General features: G+C 64.9%; 11 protein-coding genes. 3 read left to right on the forward strand and 8 right to left on the reverse strand.

The window, feature by feature from the left end; all coding sequences use genetic code 11:
* The first annotated feature begins 26 nt into the window (after positions 1–26).
* Positions 27–1241, forward strand: coding sequence for a hypothetical protein (locus tag ACOZ9V_RS14190; protein ID WP_434591046.1), 1215 nt, complete (start codon positions 27–29; stop codon positions 1239–1241).
* Positions 1242–1393: 152 nt separating this feature from the next.
* Positions 1394–4165, forward strand: a complete 2772-nt coding sequence (locus tag ACOZ9V_RS14195) for a PEP/pyruvate-binding domain-containing protein (RefSeq protein ID WP_434591049.1) — start codon at positions 1394–1396, stop codon at positions 4163–4165.
* A 149-nt stretch (positions 4166–4314) separates the two neighbouring features.
* Here the strand turns inward: ACOZ9V_RS14195 and ACOZ9V_RS14200 are convergent, their stop codons facing one another.
* Both ACOZ9V_RS14200 and ACOZ9V_RS14205 read right to left on the reverse strand, forming a co-directional pair.
* A complete protein-coding gene (locus ACOZ9V_RS14200) occupies positions 4315–5736 on the reverse strand; it encodes an FtsX-like permease family protein (RefSeq protein ID WP_139468388.1) in 1422 nt (473 codons plus the stop codon).
* On the reverse strand, positions 5733–6509 hold the full coding sequence (locus ACOZ9V_RS14205; RefSeq protein ID WP_181272444.1) for an ABC transporter ATP-binding protein: 777 nt from the start codon (positions 6507–6509) through the stop codon (positions 5733–5735). Before ACOZ9V_RS14205 ends, ACOZ9V_RS14200 begins: the two co-directional genes overlap by 4 nt.
* A 282-nt stretch (positions 6510–6791) precedes the next feature.
* On the opposite strand from ACOZ9V_RS14205, the gene ACOZ9V_RS14210 reads away from it, so the two are divergent.
* The gene (locus tag ACOZ9V_RS14210; RefSeq protein WP_181272443.1) at positions 6792–7196 is read left to right on the forward strand and encodes an SRPBCC family protein; all 405 of its coding nucleotides are present in this window, start codon (positions 6792–6794) and stop codon (positions 7194–7196) included.
* Positions 7197–7433: 237 nt separating this feature from the next.
* On the opposite strand, the gene ACOZ9V_RS14215 is transcribed toward ACOZ9V_RS14210, so the two are convergent.
* From ACOZ9V_RS14215 to metG, 6 genes are all read right to left on the reverse strand, one after another.
* A complete protein-coding gene (locus ACOZ9V_RS14215) occupies positions 7434–9002 on the reverse strand; it encodes a polysaccharide pyruvyl transferase family protein (protein WP_181272512.1) in 1569 nt (522 codons plus the stop codon).
* Positions 9003–9285: 283 nt separating this feature from the next.
* The gene (gene groL / locus ACOZ9V_RS14220) at positions 9286–10878 is read right to left on the reverse strand and encodes a chaperonin GroEL (RefSeq protein WP_139468384.1); all 1593 of its coding nucleotides are present in this window, start codon (positions 10876–10878) and stop codon (positions 9286–9288) included.
* Between the two features lie 36 nt (positions 10879–10914).
* Complete coding sequence (gene groES, locus ACOZ9V_RS14225) at positions 10915–11208, reverse strand: co-chaperone GroES (RefSeq protein WP_039209993.1); 294 nt, start codon at positions 11206–11208, stop codon at positions 10915–10917.
* 391 nt (positions 11209–11599) lie between these two features.
* Positions 11600–12811, reverse strand: coding sequence for a resuscitation-promoting factor (locus ACOZ9V_RS14230; RefSeq protein ID WP_139468383.1), 1212 nt, complete (start codon positions 12809–12811; stop codon positions 11600–11602).
* Positions 12812–13029: 218 nt separating this feature from the next.
* Positions 13030–14031, reverse strand: coding sequence for a TatD family hydrolase (locus ACOZ9V_RS14235; protein ID WP_139468382.1), 1002 nt, complete (start codon positions 14029–14031; stop codon positions 13030–13032).
* Positions 14031–15746 (reverse strand): methionine--tRNA ligase, encoded by a 1716-nt coding sequence (metG, locus tag ACOZ9V_RS14240; RefSeq protein ID WP_139468381.1) that lies wholly within the window; start codon positions 15744–15746, stop codon positions 14031–14033. The genes ACOZ9V_RS14235 and metG overlap by 1 nt, the downstream gene beginning before the upstream one ends.
* Positions 15747–15817: the final 71 nt, after the last annotated feature.

Here is a 15817-nt window from a genome sequence, read left to right on the forward strand (position 1 = left end):
ACCCGGACCTGTGGTGGACTGGTGTCATGAGCGATGCCTCACTGAGCCTGCGCCACCGGATCATCAACGCGGCCATGCGCACCGTGTACTTCGGCCGCATCCGCGTGCTCGACCTCAGCTCGAGCCCGGATTCCCAGTCACCGAAGCCGGCATCATCTCCCGCCGAGGCGACCCCCGCCTCAGGTGCCGGCCGTCCCGCCGCATCCGCTGACTCTCCTTCCGCGCCCGACGGAGGTCCCGCCCGGCGACCGCGCCTCATCATCGCCAGCCACCGCAACGGCGCGATCGATGGCCACCAGGTGCTAGCAGCGTTCCCGCACGCTCAGTTCCTCGTCTCGATCCAGCTGCTGCGCCATTGGTTCCTCCGCCTCTTCATTGCCGGCATCCCCGTGGTCCGTCCCAAAGACGTCGAGCGCTACGGACTCGATCCCGCCTCCGTGGCCAGCCCCGTCGAGGCAGGACTCGCCCACCTGCGCCGAGGCGGTGACCTCGGCATCTTCCCCGAGGCCAGCAGCGAGTGGGGCCACCGCCCGCAGCCGTACAAGTCCGGCGCTGCCCGGATCGCGTGTGCCCTCATCGAAGACGGCATCGACGTCGAGGTCATCCCCGTGGGCCTGTTCTATTCGACCCCGGATCGGTTCCGCTCCCGCGCCGAGGTGGTCCGCGGTCGCGCGGTCACGATTCCCGACCGCGACGGCAGGGAGGTCAAAGAATGGGAGGCGGCGGTCGCCTCGGCGATGGGTGCCGCCCTTGACGATGTGTCGGTGAACTGCCCCGACGAAGCGACGTTCACCGCTGTCGAAGCCCGCGCCCTCGACCGGGCGCGGAGGATTCCGGGCGCCTCGGCGAGCTATGCCCAGTCGTTCCTCGAACTGCAGAACGCCAGCGGTTCGGTCGCTCCCAAAGAAGACGGCCCCACCTCGGCTGACGAGGCCGAGGGCCGCACCACCTCGGCGAATACCGTCTCCAGACCGCGAACCTATCCCGGCATCAGGTGGGTCGGATTCCTGGCTCTGTGGCTCTTCGCCCCGATCCTTGTGGCCGCCGCAGTCGCCGGGTCACGCGCGGACGGTCGCAATACTGTCACATTCTTTCGCATCCTCGCGGGCTTCGCAGCGGTTATGGTCTGGATACCGGCGCTGATCATCGCGGCGTTCTTCTGGCCCGCGGTCATCGGCACCGGCGTCCTCAGCGGGGTGCTCGGCTGGCTGCTGCTGGGAGTCCGTCGCATCCGGCTGTGAACCGCCCTTGCTCGACGAACCGCATCGACCCTTCAACCCCACCCCACCCGACGAACCGCACCGACCCTCCAACCCTCCAACCCCACCCCATCCGACGAACCGCACCACACCCGATGAACAGTGTCGTGAACCGCAGACCCGAAGGAGCTCCGATGAGCCTCACACTCCGCTTCACCGATCCCCTCGCCACCGATCTGGCCCGCAGCGGCGGCAAGGGCGCCAGCCTGGCGAAGTCCGCGCAGAACCTGCCCGTGCCCGGCGGTTTCATCGTCACCGCCGACGCCTATTCCCAGTTCATCGCACCGCTGCAGTCACGGATCGCCGAGCTCATCGGCACCGACTCTCCCGCCGAGGCGATCGCCGACCTCATCCGTGCCACCCCGATCCCCGATGCGTGGCTGTCCGAATTCGACGAAGCCGTTGCCGAGGCGGGACTGACCGGGCAGGCCGTGGCAGTGCGGTCCTCGGGCACGATGGAGGACCTGCCGGGTGCAGCGTTCGCCGGGCAGCACGACACCTACCTCGGCGTGCGTGGAACCGCAGCCATCGCCGAGGCGGTGCGCGACTGCTATGCCTCACTGTGGAACGAGCACGCCTTCCGCTACCGCCGGCAGCTCGGCGTCGATCAGCTTGAGGCGAAGATGGCCGTGGTCGTCCAGCTCATGGTCTCAGTCAGCGCCGACGAAGCCGCTGGAGTCGCGTTCTCCGTCGACCCGGTGCGCGGCAATACCGACGAGGTGCTCATCAACGCGGCCTTCGGTCTCGGCGAAACGGTCGTCGGCGGGGAGGAACCGGTCGACGAATTCCGGGTCCGCAGGGAAACCGGCGAGCAGGTCGCAGCCGAGATCGCTGAGAAGCCCACCGCGCTCATCATGAGCGGCGGTGGGAACGGCGCGGGCGACGGGGCTGGCCACGACGTCGGAGGCGACCGCCTCTGTGAGGGAGGCGGCGCGCGTACGAGGGTCGTCGACCTCGGCGCGGATCAGCGCACGCGTCCGGCGCTGACAACGGCGCAGGCGAAACAGGTCGCCGAGCTCGCGGTGGCCGCGGAGAACCATTTCGGGTTCGCTCAAGACATCGAATGGGCGCTGCATGACGGCGATCTCTATCTGCTGCAGTCGCGGCCGATCACGCGGGTGGCTCCGCGGTGGACCCGCGATGAGTCCGCGGAGCGCTTCCCCACCCCGGTGACACCGCTGACCTGGGATCTCGTGGAGGCCGGCTTCCATCATTCGCTCAATCACAGTTTCGATCTCATGGGGCTGCCGCCGTTCGATGACAAATGGTTCGTCATGCGCGATTTCTATATCTACGGCAATCAGACCGCGGTCGATCTCTACGCCGGTCGGCTGCCGACGAACATGCTCTCCAGCGTCGAGACGATCACCGAGTCGCTGCCCCAGATCGCTCGGCAGTTCGGGTGGGTGCAGGAGTTGCCGGTGCAGTGGATGCGTGATCTCGACACGTATCTCATCGGGATCGGTCGCCTGTCGAACGAGCCGTTGGAAGACAAGTCACTGGCACAGGTGTGGGATCACGTCATTGCGATCAGTGACCTCGGCACCGAGTATTTCCGGCCGAACATCGCGATCTCGCTGACCCAGGGCACACTCTATGCGGCTCTGCAGCACATGCTCTCGCTCGCTCTCGACGAGGATCAGGCACAGGTCGTGTTCGAACGCCTCATGGCGTCGACGGAGACGAAGACGTCACAGGTCAACGCCGAGCTGCGCGAGCTCTCGCAGCTTGTCGCCGCCGATGCAGATCTGCTCACTGCGCTCGAGGCCCACCATGGTGAGGCCGGGGTCGCGGAGCTGGAGAGGTTCCCGCAGTTCAAAGCATCCTTCGACCGGTTCCTCGAGCAGCACGGACACCGTGAACTCGACTTCGACGCCTACCATCCGACGTGGGTCGAGGCTCCGCACATCGTGCTCGATCAGATCCGTCTGCTCGCCGCACGGACCGTGGCCGAGGCAGAGGCTTCGGACGCCGGGGCCAGTCCAGCGGGTGGTGGAGATGGTTCTGCCGCTGCGGGAACCGGGTCGCCGGAGCCGGGCGCAGGGTCCGCGACCGCGCCGATGACGGACATGGAGCGCAAGATCGTGCAGGCAGAGACCGAACTCGCCGTCGTCAATGCGGCACCTGAGAAGCTGCGCTATCTCGTCCAGGAAGTCATCCGTCTGGCCCGCACCTACACGGCACTCGATGACCTCGAGCACTATCAGACAACGCGGCTGACCCTGCCGATGCGGCGCGCGCTGAAGGAGCTCGGCGGCAGGCTCGTCGATGCCGGGGTCCTCGTTGAGGCCGCGGACGTGTACTTCATCGACTTCGAGCACCTCGACACGGCGATCCGTGCCGACGCCGCGAACCGTGACCTAGACGCCACCGACGCCGACGCCGCGGACCGCGAGGTGGACACCGCCGACGCTGCCGCAACCCGCGCCTCAACGAGCCCGGTCACAGGCACCACGGGAACAGGATCCGCTCTGACGAGCCTCACAGAGATCGCCGCACAGAACAAGGCCGCCTACCAGGCCGCTGTCGATCGCACACCCGAATGGGAGTACGGCAAGGAAACAGCAGCAGTCGACGCTGACAGCGACCACATCACCGGCACCGCAGGCAGTCCGGGGACCGTCGAAGGCGAGGTCTTCGTCGTCCACTCCCCCGCTGACTTCTCATCATTCCCCGACGGAGCGATCCTCGTCGCGCGCACCACGAACCCGGCATGGACCGCCCTGTTCTACCAGGCCGGCGGGGTGATCACCGAAAGCGGCGGAGCACTTTCACATGGAGCGGTCACCGCTCGAGAACTCGGACTGCCCGCCGTCATGGCCGTGCGCGACGCAACCAGCAGATTCACCTCCGGCCAGCGCGTCCGCGTCGACGGATCCAACGGAAACGTCATCGAACTCGACTGAGGCGCAGAGCTCGATTCAGCCCGGACGACAGTTCTACACAGTCTTAGTTGAATAGCCCATGTTTGAAACCGGGCTGCTCAACTCAAACTGGGCTGCTCGCCGCGGCCTTGCCGGACGCCTCGGCGGTAGCCATCCGCAGCACCCGCACCTCACACGGCTTCGAGCGCTTCGACGGGGCTGATCGATGTGGCCGCGCGGGCAGGTTCGCGGCTGGCGACGAACACGGCGATGAGGGTGCCGACGATGACGGCGATGACGACCGTCCAGGGCACGCTCGGTGCGAAGAGGCCGAGCAGCGGCGAGAGCAGGGTCAGCGCGCCGACCCAGCCGAAGCCGATGCCCAGCGGGACGGCGACCGCGCAGGCGGTCAGACTCAGCTGCAGGCCTTCGGCCGTGATCATCCGACGCACGCGCTTCGGAGTCTGGCCGAGCGCCATGAGCAGCCCGATCTCCTGAGTGCGCTGACGCACGGAGAGCATGAGTGTGTTCGCGACGCCGATGACGGCGATGATCACGGAGAAGAGGATGAGGGCCAACGCGAACAGCATCGACTTGTCGATGACGGTGGCCAGCGCGTCTTCGAGGCCGCCCCACCCTTCCTCGCCGAGCGACCTGGCATACCGCAGCAGCTGATCACGGAAGGTGGTCATGGCGGTGGCGAACATGACGATGAGCGTGATGCCGATGACGAGACCGATGACCGTGCGCGCGTTCCGGGTGGGATGGCGGGCGATCGTCGAGGCGGCCAACCGAGACACAGCGGTGCGTCCGCACAGCCAGCCGATCGCTGCCTGCAGGGGTGGCAGGATCCACGGATGGCCGATGATGACGCCGAGGAAGGTCAGGCTCGAGCCGAATGCGGTGAGCACCACGCTGATCACGCTGATCCGATGATCGGCGGCCCCGATCACGGAGTTGACGAGGAACGTCACCCCCATGGACAGCAGAATCAGCGAGGCGGTGAGCCCGCCGAGTGAGGCGCGGGCATCCTCGGGCCGGGCCTCCACCGCCTGCGAGGTCGCCTCGATCGGTGAGATCCCCGTGATGCGGCGCGCGCCCAGGTACGCCGACAGCCAGGTCACGATGATCGTGGCGAGCGCTGGAACAGCCATGGTTGGGGTGAGGAGGGCGACCTCCTCGGTGATGGCGCTGCCCAGATAATTCTGGGCCGCTTTCGCCAGCCCGGTTGACGCCGCGAAGGCGAGCACCGCGGCGGGGACGGAGATGATCAGGCCCTCCACCGAGGCGGCCCTGCGCAGCCGTTTCGACGACGCCCCGATGAGGCGCAGCAGAGCCAGCTGGCGGCTGCGACCGGCGATGATGATCGAGAACGTGTTCGCGATGACGATCGCGGAGACGAAGAGAGCGATGAGGAAGAAGGTGACACCGATCATCGAGAGGAAGTTCTGCGCGGTCTCGGACTCGGCGATGATCTTCTCGGACGACAGCCACGCGGTCAGGATCGCGATGCCCTGCATGATTGCGGTGCCGAAGAGAGCGGCGATGAAGACGACGAGGATGCTGGGGAAGAACTGCCGCGGATTGGTTCGAATTTCGCGCAGCGGGTTCATCGACTCACCGCGGATTCGGCGCGTTCGTCGATGTCGAGCATGGTCGAGGCGATCGCTTCGGCGGTGATGGTGTCGTTCAGTTCCGTCACGGGGGTGCCGTCGGCGATGAAGATCACGCGGTCGGCGTGGGCGGCGACGATCGGGTCGTGAGTGACGAGCACGATGGATTGGCCGAAGTCGCGGACGGCCTCGACCATGATCACCATAACTTCGCGACCGGACTTCGCGTCGAGGTTGCCGGTCGGTTCGTCGGCGAAGAGGATGTCGGGGCGGGTTGCGAGCGCCCGGGCGATGGCGGTGCGCTGCTGTTGACCGCCGGAGAGCTCGTTGGGTCGGTGTTTGAGGCGGTCTTCCAGCCCCAGGCGGTGGACAACCGTGGTGATCCAGGCGCGTTCGTCGGCATTGGGCCGACGGTCGTCGAGTTCGAAGGGCAGGCGGATATTCTCTTTGACGGTGAGCGTGGGCACGAGGTTGAACGCTTGGAAGACGAATCCGATCCGGCGGCGGCGCAGGGCGGTGAGGTCGTCGTCGCGCAGCTTCGTGATCTCCTGTTCGCCGAGGTGGACTGAGCCCGAGGTGGGACGATCGAGTCCGGCGAGGACGTGCATAAGTGTTGATTTCCCCGAGCCCGAGGGCCCCATCACTGCGGTCAGTTTGGCCGGTGCGATGTCGAGGCTGACCCCGCTGAGAGCCGTGACCGCTGCCCCTTTCGGATCGAAGACCTTCGAAACGTCGCGAAGTCGGGCGATGGGCATCGTTGGGCCGGTGGTCATAGATTCCTCATGCGTCGGTGCAAGCTGTCATTTCCAGACTAACGAGGATCGGGCTTAAGAAACATGAAAAGCGACTGGCCAGTAGGTGTGAGCGAGCTGTGTACGGTCTGCTGCGAGCGGCACGAGGGAGGGCACTCTGGGCCGGACCGCGTGCGAGGTACCGACCCGCGTGCGATGGCCGTCCCGCCTGCGATGGCCGTCCCGCCTGCGATGGCCGTCCCGCCTGCTATGGTCCGCTCCCTTTCTCTGGCCGCGCGGCTTCTCATGTGGTCCACTTGGGAGATGACGAATCCAGCGCTCCACCTATCGACGTCCATCGACGCCTCACCCGCCGAGGTGGCGGCCTTCGCCGGCGATCCCGCGAACCTTCCGGCCTGGGCCGCAGGACTGAGCAATGGAATCCGCGAGGCGGGCGGCCGCTGGATCACGGATTCCCCGATGGGCGAGGTCGAAGTCCGCTTCGGCCCGCACACGGAGCTGGGCATCCTCGATCACGACGTGATCTTCCCCGACGGCACGATCGTGCACAATCCCCTGCGGGTGCTCGCCAACGGCACCGGCGCCGAGGTGGTCTTCACTCTGTTCCGTCTGCCAGGAGTCGACGACGCCCAGTTCGACCGGGACGCCGACATGGTTCGTGCCGACCTTGTCCGCCTGCGCACTCAGCTCGAGAGCGACCGCGCCTGAACACGCCCTGCCTGAGCACCCTTCGTCCAGGCCTCGCGCGCGTGCACAAAGCCGACACCAACGACACGGCCCCACGCCCGAGCACGCCCTAGACGGCACAAAGCGCTCAACAACGGCTGGGTCACAGTGGCTTCAGGCCTTTTGTACACCTGTCTCTGAATTGCCCAGGCTCTTCAGTGTGCATTTCAGAGCAGGGTGTGTCGAAAGTGGAATCCTGCGCGCCCGAGGCCCTTGAGCCTACCTGCGCGCGGAACGCAGCCGGCGATATGCGCGGCGGGCGAAGTCTGCAGACTGTCGGCTCGCGCTCTCGACACGGCGCGCTGCCCGGACGACAGGCTCTGCCTCGCGCCGCTCATCACGTCGGCGGGCCTCGTCGCGTTCGGTGCGTACGCGCTGCAGCTGCGACTTCACCGCCTGCACCTCTTCATTCAACCGTGCCGCCTTCCGGTCCTTGAGCGCCATCACCAACCCATAGTTCTGGACGGCGTTGAGACGTTCGCGGACAACGCCGATGTTGTCGACGTAAGGGTTGTCGATCACATCGGCGTGAAAGAAGCCGGGTGCTTCGGACTCCGCCGCTCCGGGAGTGACGCCCAGCGTCTTCGCCACGACGAAGTCCCACCACTCCCTATGCTCGGCGCGGCGCTTCTGCGACTGCGAACGCAATCGGTTCGTGAGCTCGCCTCGGTCCTCCACCGCGCCGACCCCAGTTGCCACAATGTCGTCGACCGAATCGAGCGGCAGCACGAAGTCCTCCATACCGACGTTCTCAGCAGCTCCACGCATGCGGATCGACGAATAGAGGTTCGGCGCCAGTGAGATGAACGGGACGCCCGCGGCTCCAGCGAAAATCGCAGCGTGGTACCGGGTCCCGACGACCAATTGGGCTTGCTCCGTCAGGGCGATGAGCTCTCGTGCGGTGAGCATCCGGGTGGGAACGACCTCAGCATGCCCGCTGGCCCGAGCGATCTTCATATCAGTGAGCTGGTCTCTCGTCTCCGGCGCTGGTGGCAGTGCCCCGCCGTGCGGCACAAGCAGCACCCGCAGGCCGGTATCCTCGGCAAGCCGACGTGTGAGTTCCGCCAACCGCGCATGATAGTCATCATCGCTGAGCATCGGGGTCGAGGCCTTCTCGGCGAAGCTCGCCAGGATGAACGGATGCTCGGTCAGATCCGATACGGCAGACCGGTCCTCGTCGCGCGCTGTCAATGAGAACGCGTCGTCGACCTGACGACGCGCCGTGGCCGAACCTCGTCCGAGGTCGTCGACGAGGTGAGTCGTGTAGCTCTCTCGAGTCCCGACGAACTCCGCTTCGGAGAGGAGTTCGTGAACGATGTCCCGATCCTCGTCGTAGATGAGCGGGCCGAGCGTCTGACTGGTCAACGCATACGGTTTGCCGAGGACGCGAGCGATCTTCGCCAGGGTCGCACGCTCATAGATGTGGTGGGCGAACATCGAGTTGAGGTTACCGCCGCCGGCGATGAGGACAGCATCGGACTCACGAACCGCCCCGATGACGTCAATCGCCGGGTCATCTGCCTTGAGCGCTGCCCGATCTCCACCGACATAGTCGAGAACTTTCGCCATCCGCGAGGCATTCGGACGTCGGTCGCGCTTGAACCCGATACGCTTGACAGCGTCGACACCGTACATTTCGCTCGCGTGCTCAGGTTCACCGGCAATGAGTGTGATGGCGATGTCCGAACGGGCACGGAGCGCATCGATGGCCAGTTCGGTCATGGCCTCATCGCCGAGATGGTAGAACCGGCTCCAGCCTACGTCGCCGATCATCGTAATTCTCTTCATGGATCCCTTGTTCACGTCATGCACTGCAGAACTTCAATCGAATATTCCGATCACTGTAACGACAGCGATGGGTTCGCTCGTGAACAGCACCTGTCTCCGAGGTGAATACGTTCGCGTTCAAGCCGACGCCAAGGTCAGGCTCGGATACAGCCACTCAGAATGCGTTGAATAAGCGGCGGCCGCCTCGGTGAGGGTGAATACGCCGATGAATGCGACAGTGGCCCGGAACGTGATGTTCCGGGCCACTGTCGTGGTCAGAGACGACTCAGTCCGAGCGAATGGCTCAGGCTTCGTCCTCCTCGTCCTTCTTCTCGACGACCAGAGTCTCGGTGGTGAGAACCAGGGCGGCGATCGAAGCGGCGTTGCGCAGCGCCGAACGGGTGACCTTGACGGGGTCGATGATTCCGGCGCCGATGAGGTCGCCGTATTCGTCGATGGCGGCGTTGTAGCCCTGGCCGGACTCGAGGTCCTGGACCTTGGCGACGACGACGTAGCCGTCCTGGCCCGCGTTGGCGGCGATCCAGCGCAGCGGCTGGACGACTCCGCGCTTGACGATCTCGGCACCGGTGAGTGCGTCACCGGACAGACCGAGGTCGTTGCCGTCGAGGACCTTCGCAGCGTGGATCAGAGCCGATCCACCGCCGGCGACGACTCCCTCTTCGATGGCGGCTCGAGTAGCGGACACGGCGTCTTCGACGCGGTGCTTGCGCTCCTTGAGCTCCACCTCGGTGGCGGCGCCGACCTTGATGACGGCGACTCCGCCGGAGAGCTTGGCCAAGCGCTCCTGCAGCTTCTCGCGGTCCCAGTCGGAATCGGTGTTCTCGACCTCGGCGCGGATCTGAGCGACACGACCGGCAACAGCATCGTCGGCACCGGCACCATCGATGATGGTGGTGTTGTCCTTGGTGACGGTGATGGTGCGGGCGTTGCCGAGCTCTTCCAGGGTGACCTGGTCGAGCTTCATGCCCATGTCCGGGGTGACGACCTGGCCACCGGTGAGGACGGCGAGGTCCTCGAGGATGGCCTTGCGACGGTCACCGAAGCCGGGAGCCTTGACGGCGGCGACGTTGATGATTCCGCGCAGCTTATTGACGACCAGGGTCGACAGAGCTTCACCCTCGATGTCCTCGGCGATGATGAACAGCGGCTTGCCTGCCTGCTGCACCTTCTCGAGGACGGGCAGGAGCTCCTGGATGTTGGAGATCTTGCCCTGGTTGATGAGGATGAGAGCGTCGGAGAGCACAGCCTCCTGGCGATCGGCATCGGTCACGAAGTGCGGCGACAGGAAGCCCTTGTCGAACTGCATTCCTTCGGTGATCTCGAGTTCGACGGACGCGGCCTGCGACTCGTCGATCGTGATGACGCCGTCCTTGCCCACCTTGTCGAAGGCATCGGCGATGAGCTTGCCGATCTCAGGCGACTGAGCCGACAGACCGGCGACGTGTGCGATCTCCGAGGAGTCGGCGACGTCGCGGGCGATCGCGCCCAGCTGCTGCGAGACGGCCTCGACGGCGGTCTCGATGCCGCGCTTGAGCTGTCCGGGTGCGGCACCTGCGGCAACGTTGCGCAGTCCTTCGTTGACGAAGGCCTGAGCGAGAACGGTCGCGGTGGTGGTTCCGTCACCGGCGATGTCGTTGGTCTTGGTGGCAACTTCCTTGGCCAGCTGTGCGCCGAGGTTCTCGTAAGGATCGTCGACCTCGACCTCACGGGCGATGGTCACACCATCGTTCGTGATGGTGGGGGCGCCCCACTTCTTGTCGAGCACGACGTTGCGGCCCTTGGGTCCCAGCGTCACCTTGACGGTGTCGGCCAGGGTGTTGACACCCTTTTCGAGTGCACGACGGGCTTCGTCGTTGAATTCCAATGATTTAGGCATTCGTCCTCCTGTCAGTGAAGTAGTTGTTCAGGGGATTCAGCCGATGACGGCGAGCACGTCGCGAGCCGAGAGCACGAGGAACTCTTCGCCTGCGTACTTGACTTCGGTGCCTCCGTACTTGGAGTAGATGACCTTGTCGCCGACGGCGACGTCGACCGGCACGCGGTTACCGTTGTCAGCAACACGGCCCGGGCCCACTGCGACAACTTCGCCTTCCTGAGGCTTTTCCTTGGCGGTTTCGGGAATGACCAGACCACTGGCGGTAGTCTGTTCTGCTTCGACCTGACGGATGACAATCCGATCTTCGAGTGGCTTGATGGAGACCGACATATCGGGCCCTCTCCCTTCGCTGGGTTCTATTTCATCGAGTCAGACGGCGGCTTATGCCATGAACCTCTCGTCGTCGCGGGTGCCGAGCGATTCGACCGTCTCATGAAACTGGCACTCAATGAGTGCTAGTGCTAATTCTGACTCTAGAACGCTCTTAGCACTCGGTCAACTTGAGTGCCAGCAATTCGTCATGCTCTGGGCGAAAGTTCAGATTGGGCCCCGGAAGCCGGGGCAGCGGGGCACCGAAAAGCGTGGGCCCCGAGGATCTCTCCTCGGGGCCCACGCTCCTTGCTGACCGCCTCAGCTCAGTTGTCGATATCTGTTGTCAATGACGGCCAGAGTTCATGGCCTATACAGGCGCTCAGTCGGTTACTGCGAACCTGATCTCAGATCAGGCGCAGGCCCACTGTCCCCAGCCGGCTTCAGCCTGGAGCTTCTTGGCGCGCTGGAACTGCTCCTGCGGGCTGGCATCCGACGGATTGCCGCTGCCGCCCATGGCCTGCCAGGTCGAGGGCAGGAACTGGAACAGACCGAAGTGGGTGCCGTTCGAAGCCTTCGGATCGAAGTTCGATTCGCACTCGACGACCGAGTACCACTTGGAACCGGGTCCGCCGAGCATCGCCTTGATCTCGGCGGTGGACATGGAACCGCTGCCGGAGCCGCCGCCGGTGCTCGAGTCACCGGAGTCACCGGAGTCGCCCGAACCGGAATCGCCGGAGTCACCCGAGTCGGAACCGCCGGTGTCAGCCGGCTCCTCCTTCTTCTTGGTGCCCTGGATGACGACCTTGGTCTTGGGTTCGGAGAGGACCTTCTCGTCCTTCTTCTCCTTCTTGACCTCTTCGCCGTTGATCGTCTTGACCTTGTAGGTGACCTGCTTCTCGCCGTCCTTGCCTTCGGTCTCGACCTTGGTCTCACCCTCGTAGAGGGAATCGGACTTCTTGGTCTCGACCTTGGCCTTGATGGCCTGCTTGTCCTTGACGGTGTCGTTCTTCACGCGGTTGACGGTCAGCACCTGGCCGTCGGAGACCTCGGCGGACATCGGCACGGACAGGAAGTCGTCCTTGTCGAGCTTGACGCCCGTGTCCTTGAGGGCTTCCTTGGCGGTGCCCACAGCGGCCGAGACCTTGTGGTCCTTGCCGTCGGCGACGACGGTGAGGTCCTTCGACGTGGTCACCTCAATGTCATTGCCTTCGTCCTTCAGACGCTGGCTGGCCTTCGCGTTGAGGTCGGCGCCCTTCGCGTCGACACCGAGGTCGGCCAGAGCCTGACCCACGGTGTTCGCATTGGTCCATTCGTTCGTCTCTTTGCCATCGACGGACAGCGCAACCTTCTTCGCCGTGTTGACGGTGATCGTCATATCACGGTCGACCTTGGTGCCCACACCGGGCTTGACCTGGTCGCGCTTGTCGACATCGATTTCGTGGCTGTCGAGGATGTCCCCGACCGTTCCTCCGAAGGTTCGGATCTCTTCGGCCTGTCCGTTGACCTCCAAGGTCACGGGCTTGTTCATGGTCACAACCGCGCCCGTGCCACCGACGAGTCCGGTGATCACGACCGCCTGTGCAGCGATCTGAACCTTGCGGTTCTTCAGAAAATCAATCACAAAAATATCCCTGAGCAGAGTTTATCGACCTGTTCACTGTAACCGATTCGTTACACGGTTCGCAAAATATCACGGAAATGTAACGGTGTGAGTTTCCTGAGGGCGTGTCTGACCTGGAGTTCCCCGTGTTTCCGGGGCATTCCCGATCGTGACATTCCCCCGCCGAGGCGGCGCTGCGTCCCGTTATCTCGCTCACAGAACGAAGGGCTGAGCCCGGCTCAGTCCCAGCTGCCGAGGGCCCGCTCCGCGTTGTTCCACACGGCCGCGCACAGATCCTCTTCGCTCATCCCGCGCACCTCGGCGAGTTTCCGCGCCGTGACCGCCGTGAGGTATGGACCTCCCGGCTTACCGCGATGCGGGTGCGGGGTGAGGAAGGGTGCGTCGGTCTCCGTCAGCAGGAGCTCCAGTGGAGCGGCCGCCGCGGCCCGCCGCAGCTCGTCGGCGTTCTTGAACGTGAGGTTGCCGGCGAAGGACATGTAATAGCCTTCGGCCGCACATTCGCGGGCCATCGCCTCGTCGCCGGAGTAGCAGTGGAAGATCGTGACCTCGGGAGCGCCTTCCTCCTTGAGGATGCGCAGCACATCGGCGTGTGCCTCCCGATCGTGGATCTGCAGTGCACGTCCGGTGCGCTTGGCGATCTCGATATGAGCTCGGAAGGAGCGCTGCTGTTCGGCAACTCCCTCTTCTGCCGTGCGGAAGTAGTCGAGACCGGTCTCCCCCACCACGCGCATGCGCTCATGCGAGCTCACGAGCGATTCGATCTCGGTGAGAGCGTCATCGAGCAGGCCGCGCTCGGCCAGCCGCGGGGCTTCGTTCGGGTGGAGGGCGGCCCCGCCGATCATCCACGTCCGTCCCTCGGCAGGAGGGCCGGGCACAGTACGGGGGTCGGCCGCCTCGGCGAGGGATCCCACCTCCGTGGCCGCCTCGGCGGGGGTGCCTGAATACTGGGAAGCCACGAGCGCAGTCGTCCACCGGGCTGCCGGAAGGTCGCAGCCGATCTGGACGATGCGACGGACTCCCGCCTCGGAGGCGGTGTCATGGAAGAAATCCAGCGACGGGAACTCTTCGTCCGCGTTCGGGGTCACCTCGGGTTCGGGTTCACCAGCACCCAGCGGCAGCCGCACACCCGTGCAGATGTCGAGGTGAGTGTGGGAGTCGACGATGGGATGAGCGAGCGGTTCGGGCACCGGTGGATAGGTTCCGGCGGCGCGCGAGGCCATTATTCGGTCTCCTCCACGAACTTCGGGAACACGGGTTCGGGCTTCGGCAGGGGCGTGCCCGGTTCGATCGGGAACCCGACGGCCGCGAACGACCGGGGATCCGCCTCGGCGGCGGCGATGCCGTCGGCAGCGGCCTCGGCGACATTCGGCGCCAGGGCGGCCGAAGCGTATGCCGCACCGGCGGCGACGCCGATGGCCGCGCTCGCGGATACGGCTCCCATCGCCTCGGCGCCGGACCCGGAATCGACGGCGGTCGGCAGGACCTTCGCACCGGCCTCACCGACGCCGGCGGGCACACCGAGGAGGTCGAGGATCTTACCTGCGGATTCGGGCATGACAGGCTGGATGAGGATGGAGATGATGCGCACGACCTCGATCGTCACCCACAGCACGGTGGCCATACGATCGGGATCGGTCTTCTTCAGTTTCCACGGCTCCTGCGCGGAGAAGTAGCGGTTGGCCTCGGACAGCACCTTCCAGCAGGCCTCGACATAGAGGTGGAGGGCCTGGGTGTCGACGTGGCGTCGGGCGGTGTCGGGCACGGCGCGGGCGAGGGCGAGGAGCTTCTCGTCCGCCTCGGTGAGTTCGCCCGGCTGAGGCACCTGAGCGTCGCAGTTCTTCTGGATCATCGACAGCGAACGCTGGGCGAGGTTGCCGTATTCGTTGGCGAGGTCGGAGTTCTTCCGTGTGATGATCGAGTCCTTCGTATACGAGCCGTCGTGGCCGTAGGAGAACTCGCGGAAGAGGAAGAAGCGCAGGGTGTCCAGGCCGAAGGCATCCACGAGGTCGAGGGGGTCGACGACGTTGCCGACGGACTTCGACATCTTCTCACCGGAGTTGAAGAGGAAGCCGTGGGCGTGGACGCGCTTGGGCAGCTCGATGCCGGCGCTCATGAGGAACGCGGGCCAGTAGACCGAGTGGAAGCGGATGATGTCCTTGCCGATGATGTGGACGTCGGCGGGCCACCACTTGCTGAGGCGCTCCTGGTCATCGGGGTAGCCGGCGGCAGTGAGGTAGTTCGTCAGGGCGTCGATCCACACGTACATCACGTGCTTGTCGTTGCCGGGAACCGGCACACCCCAGTCGAAGGTGGTGCGGGAGATGGAGAGGTCCTTGAGCCCGGATGCGACGAACGAGGCGATCTCGTTGCGGCGGGAATCCGGACCGATGAACTCGGGGTGGTTCTTGTACAGCTCGAGCAGCTTGTCCTGGTACTTCGAGAGGCGGAAGAAGTAGGACTCCTCTTCCGTCCAGGTCACCTCGGTGCGGGTCTCCTTGGACAGGCGCACGCCGTCGACGACTTCGGTCTCGTCCTCGGTGTAGAAGGCCTCGTCGCGCACGGAGTACCAGCCGGAGTACGTGTCGAGGTAGATGTCGCCGGCCTCTTCGAGCTTGCGCCAGATGGCTTGCGAGGCGGCGTAGTGGTCTTCGTCGGTGGTTCGGATGAACCGGTCGAAGGTCGAGCCGAGGGCGAGCTGGGTGTCGCGGAAGTTCTTCGCGTTGTCGTCAGCGAGTTCTTTGGGGGTGATGCCGAGCTTGTTCGCCGCCTGCAGCATCTTCAGTCCGTGCTCGTCCGTGCCGGTGCAGAAGAAGACATCGTGATTGTCCAGTCGCTTGAACCGGGCGATCGTGTCGGCCGCAATGTACTCATAGGCATGCCCGATGTGAATGGCCCCGTTGGGGTAGGCAATCGCTGTCGTCAAGTAGTAACCCATAGGGAACTCAGTCTAAGGGACACCGCCGCGCAGGCGCGCATGGGCTGGTGCTGGTGGACCCAAGCGAGTTT

The organism is Brevibacterium sp. 1718, from assembly GCF_051131255.1.
GTDB lineage: Bacteria > Actinomycetota > Actinomycetes > Actinomycetales > Brevibacteriaceae > Brevibacterium > Brevibacterium sediminis.